The sequence below is a fragment of the Alphaproteobacteria bacterium genome (assembly GCA_035625915.1).
Lineage (GTDB): Bacteria > Pseudomonadota > Alphaproteobacteria > JACZXZ01 > JACZXZ01 > DATDHA01.
This window is the reverse complement of sequence record DASPOR010000230.1, coordinates 1-5,228: the sequence shown is the minus strand read 5'-3', so window position 1 is coordinate 5,228 and position 5,228 is coordinate 1. Positions and strand designations below refer to the sequence as shown.

Here is a 5,228-nt window from a genome sequence, read left to right as displayed (position 1 = left end):
CCGTGCACCCGCCGACGCGAAGCGCGCCTTGTTCTGCAGGAGAAGGCGGAAATTCTGTGCGACGCCGTCCTTGAGACCTTCCTTCAATTCGAAATAGTCGGCGTAGATGATCTCGCCCGTAGGTTCGTGGAGGCTGACGTTTCCCGAGGCGGTGACCGTGTCGGTGCGCTGGTTATAGGTCACCGTATCCGCGAGCAGCACGCGGTCCTGCTGGGAAATTACAACGTGGCCGCTCGCAACAATGATGCCGAGCTCGTCGTCGTAGGAGATTCGATCCGCCGAGATCGTTGCCGGCGTCTCCGGCAATTTGGTTTCGACCGCCGTGGCGGGCCAAGCCAGGCCAAGTCCGACGAATATGGCGACGATGGCAAGGGATATTCGCACGAGTTGCCTATCGATCCTCGAATGGGGGTGCCATGACCGGTCCGCAGACCTGTCGGACGATAGCGCATAACTCATGCGGCGGCATTCTCGTGTTCCCCGTCCCGTGATTCTTGGCTCGTGCTTCTTGCACGCTTAACTGGAGTAAACGACCGTTTTGGCGCGAGTTGCTTTCGACCGTTGTGAGGCACCCGGCGTCAGGGCCTGCACGTCCTTCGGCATGATGTGCGGTGGCGACGAGGGCCGCCGGGCCGCACAAGGCGAGCAGACCGCGGCGAACGTCGACGCCACGCCGATCCATTGGAAAATGATTGGGCCGCAATGCCTCATGAGTGGCTTTATAGCCCGATCATGCGATAGCTGGATAGGTCGAATTTGCAAAACAGGCCAAAGATTTAGCTGCCCAAGCCGGAATGCGCCAAGCGCGATCCGGAGGGCTCCTCGAAGAGCCAGCCACGCCTGGCAAATAGGGCGCGCAGCCATATCGTCGACGCAAAAGCCAAACTTGCGCCCGCGATTGTGTCGCTCAGGTAGTGGGCCTCGAGGGCGATGCGCGTGAGCGCCACGAATGCCGCGACAATCAGCAGAATCACGCGCGCACGCGGCACCAGAAATCCAAGCGCCAGGGCCATCGACACCGCGGTATTGGCATGTCCCGAGGGGAAGCTGCCGAATTTGGGCTTGAGGCTGAACGGATGCCATCCGAAATCGCCGTTGCTCAGAAAAAGCGGTGGGCGGGCGCGCCCGAAGAGAACCTTGAGAAGGTCCGTGGCAAGACCTGACATGGCCACGGCGGCGAAGAGGAAAAGTGCGACGAACAGGTACCGTCTCAGCCGCACCTTGCGTGCGGCGTCGTCCTCGCGGCGTTCCAGGGCGTAGAGTACAACTGCGGCGATTCCGACCGGAACGAGGTAGGTGGCGGAATCGCCGAGGACGGTGATGCATTCGAAAATCGCCCGCGAAGTAGGGGCAAGCTTGTTCGCCGCGATCGCGAGGGGCCGATCGATGTATGCAATCGAAATCAGAATGGCGGCAACGGCCGAGACGCTTGCGGCCGGCCAAGGTAGTCGCAGAGATACGGAGGCGCTCACGATTGGCCCGCCGCCTCGAACAGCGTGAGGGCCACGGATTTCCCCTGCGCCAAGTTGATTCCGTCGATCGTAGCGACCTCATGCGCCTGCTTGCCCGTCTCGGCAAGCTCGGCGCGGAACGCATTAAGCGACGGGGCATCGACGAGCGCCATGGCGCACCGGTTTTCTGCGATCGCCTGTGCGGCGGCACGGCTGTCCCCGAACGACGTGTCGGCACCGAGCGCGAATACGAGGCTGGGTTCGGCGAAACCCACCGACGTCAAGGTCGTCTTCGGGCACCGCTCGGCGGCGTGCACCGCATTCGCGACGCGCGCGCTGATCCATAGGGTGTCGAGCTCCGGGATTACCCGATCGTAGACCGTGGCATAGAGTATCACGCATCCGACAACCAGGCACTGCGCCGCCGCCGGCCGGCGTCCCGTGCGAAAGAAAAAGAGCGCGGCGAGGAAGGCAAGAAGTGTGGCGACGCCGATGGCAAGGGCGACGGCGTCGAACCGATGCTCCACGATGGCGGGTGCGAGCGGGAGGCCCGCCGTCATCGCGCCCGCGATCAAGAGCCACCCGCCCACGGTTACGCCCACGAAAATTCGGCCGACGCGCGAGTTGTAGCGGGGGAACGGCTCGAGTGCTGCGCGTGCGGCGAGGAGTGCAATCGCCGGGATGAGCGGGAGGATATAGTGCACGAGCTTGGTCGGCACGATCTCGAAGGCGAGCCATGACGGTACAAACCACGCAAGGCAGAATCGCACCGCGTCATCGTGTCGGCGTTGCCAGACCCATGGGATCGCGAGCGCTGCGACGAGCGTGCCGGGCCAGAATGTTCCCCAGAATGTCACCAGGAAAAAGCCGGGCGGCGCGCCGTGCGACTCCTGCGCGCCGGTAATCTTGCCGAGGAGGTCGTGCTCAATGGCCTCGGCGAAAAAGGCGCCCTTGGTCTTGAGCATAATTCCGACAAGCCAAGGTGCAACGGCAAGGATCGTTAGCAAGGCAAGAGGCCACGGTCTCAGGCGCCGGAGCCAGCGCGCATCGCGCTCCCATAGGGCGAGGCCGAGGCACGTAAGGCCGCTCACCATCAGGATGATCGGACCTTTGATGAGGATGCCGGCGCCCAGTGCCGCCCAAAAGAGGATCGCATTTCCAGGCCCGGGCAAATCCGACCGGTCGCGCTCGAGAAACACCGTCGCGAGCGCCAACTGAGCGGCGACAACGCACGCGAGGAGGGCCGCGTCGGTCTTGGCAATTCGGGCCTCCGCACTCAGTACCGCAGAGACCGCCAGCAGGATGGCGGCGCCAATGCCGGTCGCCCGTCCGAAAAGACGCGCACCGAGTGTCGCGGTCAGCAAAACGGCAATCGTGGCCCCAAGCGTGGATGGCAGCCGGTATGGCCAGATCCCATCCGCGTCCGGCGCGGAGAATATCGCGGCGCTCGCCGCTTGGAGCCAATAGATGCCGACAGGCTTCTTAAGGCGCGCCTCACCCTGAAAGCGTATATCGATGAAATCGCCGCTTTCGACCATCTGGCGCGAGGCCTGGGCAAACCGAGGTTCGTCCCGATCGAGCGGAGGCACGTGGGCAAGGCCGGGCGCGAACAGTGCCGCGCAAAGGAGAAGGAGGAGCACATAATCGCGCGCGCGCATCGATTATGCCCTCCCGTTCGGCAGGTGCTCGGAGCGCCAGAGTCCGAGCGCATCGAGTAGTCGGCTGCCGATGAGGATACGATGAAGCGCCCACGCCAAGGCAAAGATGAACACGCCTGCGAAATACACATCGGAGAGAAAATGCCCACCCTGCGCGATACGCAAAAATCCGAAAGCGCTCCCGAGAACGATGCCCGCCGCCAGGCCGAGGCGGCGTCGGCGGGGATCGGTTGCGACAAAACCGAAGGCGCTGAATGCGAAACCGAGCGAAGCCTCGCCGGACACGAATGAACAGTTATGCTGGCATTGATCCGCGATCTCGAGCGGAGGCGTGTAATGCTTCTCGCCGCCGAACTCGACAATTTGCGAGGGACGCGCGCGGCCCCAGTCTTCCTTGAGGATGCTATTCACGAGAAGACCTGGCCCGAGAATGAAAACCGCCATGAGATAGATCACGCCGGCACGGCTGAGCGCGAAGAACGCGCGGCCGAGCAGTACTCGCCATGCAAATCCAAAAATCAGGAAGGCGCCCACGCCATATGCCGAGAGCCGAGTGCTAATCCTCAGTGTCGCCAAAAGGGAGGAAAAGCCGGCTCCGAAGCCTTGCGCGGGATCGTAGAACAGGTTGGCGAACCATTTGTCGATGCCATCGGCCCACGCAAGCAACGCGGCACCGCATATTAGAGTAACGAGGATCGCGAAGACCGCGAACGCACGGCGAGACATGATGCGGGGTCTTAGCAGGCAAACCAAAAAGGCTCAAGCGCCATGGTACAGCCGGCCAGCCAAAAACGATTGCCCTTAGCTTGCGTTTCGCTAAGATGCCTAAGCAATTCTACGGCCTGACCGAACTGGGACCCTCCGAAAATGGCGCATCGCCTCACCGTATTCTGCTGCGCTGTCGCCTTCCTGATCGCGGGCGCAACGGTGACGGCGGCCCGGGCCGATGACGTCGTCACTGCGATCGCGATCGCGAGCGGCTTGGTCGTCATCGAGTCGCTTTTCGTCGACACGCCCGATCATGACGAGCCGGACTTCGTGGCGGTCGAAGGGGGGGCCTTCGATCCCGTGCGCGCCGAAAACGAATCGGCGTACTTCGACGCTGAGTATCGCTCCGGTTTTTTCCTTTGGAAACTAAAGCCGTTCGGCGGCATCGCTGGAACCGCGGACGGCAGTTTTTGGGGCTATGTCGGCGTCCGGCTCGACACGTATTGGGGGCGTCGGATCATCATAACGCCAAGCTTCGCCCTCGTCGGCTACGACAAAGGGAACGGAAAGAATCTCGGCAGCCCGCCACTCCTCGGCCGCTCCGGTTTCGACTTTCAGTATCGCTTTGACGACGATTCGCGAATTGGCCTCACCTTCCATCATATGTCGAACGGCAAGGCGTTGGGGCAAAGTATCAATCCAGGCACCGAACTCGTCGGCATCAGCTATTCGGTCCCCGTCAAAACCATCACCGACACAATCAGTAAATGGTAGGTTGCGGCTCATCGCGCTGCTCCGACGATCGGCCTGCGGATGCCTTTTTGACTTGGATGGATATTCCGCTAGATTGATGGCGCCGCAACGGTGGCAATTCCGTTCAAGAAAATATGGCATTTTTCACATGAGGGATTCATGGACATAGAGTTTGGCGAGTTGGCCACCCCCAAAAAGGGTGCCGTCGTGGTCGGTGTGCTGGAGGGTGGGGTGCTTTCGCCAAGTGCGTCGGTACTCGACAAGGCAACGAGCGGCGCCCTCGCCCGCGCGATAGCCCATGGACGCTTCAAGGGCAAGCGGGACCAGCTTGCGGAACTCGTGGCCCCGTCGGGGGTGGCGCTTTCGCGCATCGTCATGGTCGGCATCGGCAAGCCGGGCGAGGTCGATGAGCTGCGGGCCCAGGCGATCGGCGGGCGGGCCGCGGCCCATCTTGCCGCGACGGGCGAGAAGGAAGCTTCCGTGCTGGTTGACTCCGTGAAGGGCCCCAAACTCGATACCGCGCATATCGCGGCCAATATCGGTTACGGCGCGCGGCTGCGCTCCTATCGTTTCGACAAGTACCTTACGAAGGAGAAGCCCGAGGACAAGCCGAGCCTCATGACGTTTCGTGTCCTCTCGAGCAGTGCCGTCAAGGCAC

6 protein-coding genes are annotated in these 5,228 nt (G+C 62.3%); 2 read left to right on the top strand and 4 right to left on the bottom strand.

Features of this window, described 5'->3' with window-relative positions:
* The 4 genes from VEJ16_18690 to VEJ16_18675 form a co-directional block, all read right to left on the bottom strand.
* On the bottom strand, positions 1–384 hold a 384-nt coding region (locus tag VEJ16_18690; protein ID HYB11691.1), incomplete at its 3' end, for an LptA/OstA family protein.
* Positions 385–776: 392 nt separating this feature from the next.
* A complete protein-coding gene (locus tag VEJ16_18685) occupies positions 777–1,472 on the bottom strand; it encodes a phosphatase PAP2 family protein (protein ID HYB11690.1) in 696 nt (231 codons plus the stop codon).
* Positions 1,469–3,109, bottom strand: a complete 1,641-nt coding sequence (locus VEJ16_18680; protein ID HYB11689.1) for a glycosyltransferase family 39 protein — start codon at positions 3,107–3,109, stop codon at positions 1,469–1,471. The genes VEJ16_18685 and VEJ16_18680 overlap by 4 nt, the downstream gene beginning before the upstream one ends.
* Positions 3,110–3,112: 3 nt before the next feature.
* The gene (locus tag VEJ16_18675; protein ID HYB11688.1) at positions 3,113–3,835 is read right to left on the bottom strand and encodes a phosphatase PAP2 family protein; all 723 of its coding nucleotides are present in this window, start codon (positions 3,833–3,835) and stop codon (positions 3,113–3,115) included.
* A 141-nt stretch (positions 3,836–3,976) separates the two neighbouring features.
* On the opposite strand from VEJ16_18675, the gene VEJ16_18670 reads away from it, so the two are divergent.
* Together VEJ16_18670 and VEJ16_18665 are read left to right on the top strand one after the other, a co-directional pair.
* Entirely contained in the window at positions 3,977–4,591 is a 615-nt protein-coding gene (locus tag VEJ16_18670) for an acyloxyacyl hydrolase (GenBank protein HYB11687.1), read from the top strand.
* Between the two features lie 138 nt (positions 4,592–4,729).
* On the top strand, positions 4,730–5,228 hold a 499-nt coding region (locus VEJ16_18665; GenBank protein ID HYB11686.1), incomplete at its 3' end, for a M17 family peptidase N-terminal domain-containing protein.

Coding starts and splice junctions, on each gene's coding strand:
- VEJ16_18670 (HYB11687.1), top strand. CDS start 3,977: ATGGCGCATCGCCTCACCGTATTCTGCTGCGCTGTCGCCTTCCTGATC.
- VEJ16_18675 (HYB11688.1), bottom strand. CDS start 3,835: ATGTCTCGCCGTGCGTTCGCGGTCTTCGCGATCCTCGTTACTCTAATA.
- VEJ16_18680 (HYB11689.1), bottom strand. CDS start 3,109: ATGCGCGCGCGCGATTATGTGCTCCTCCTTCTCCTTTGCGCGGCACTG.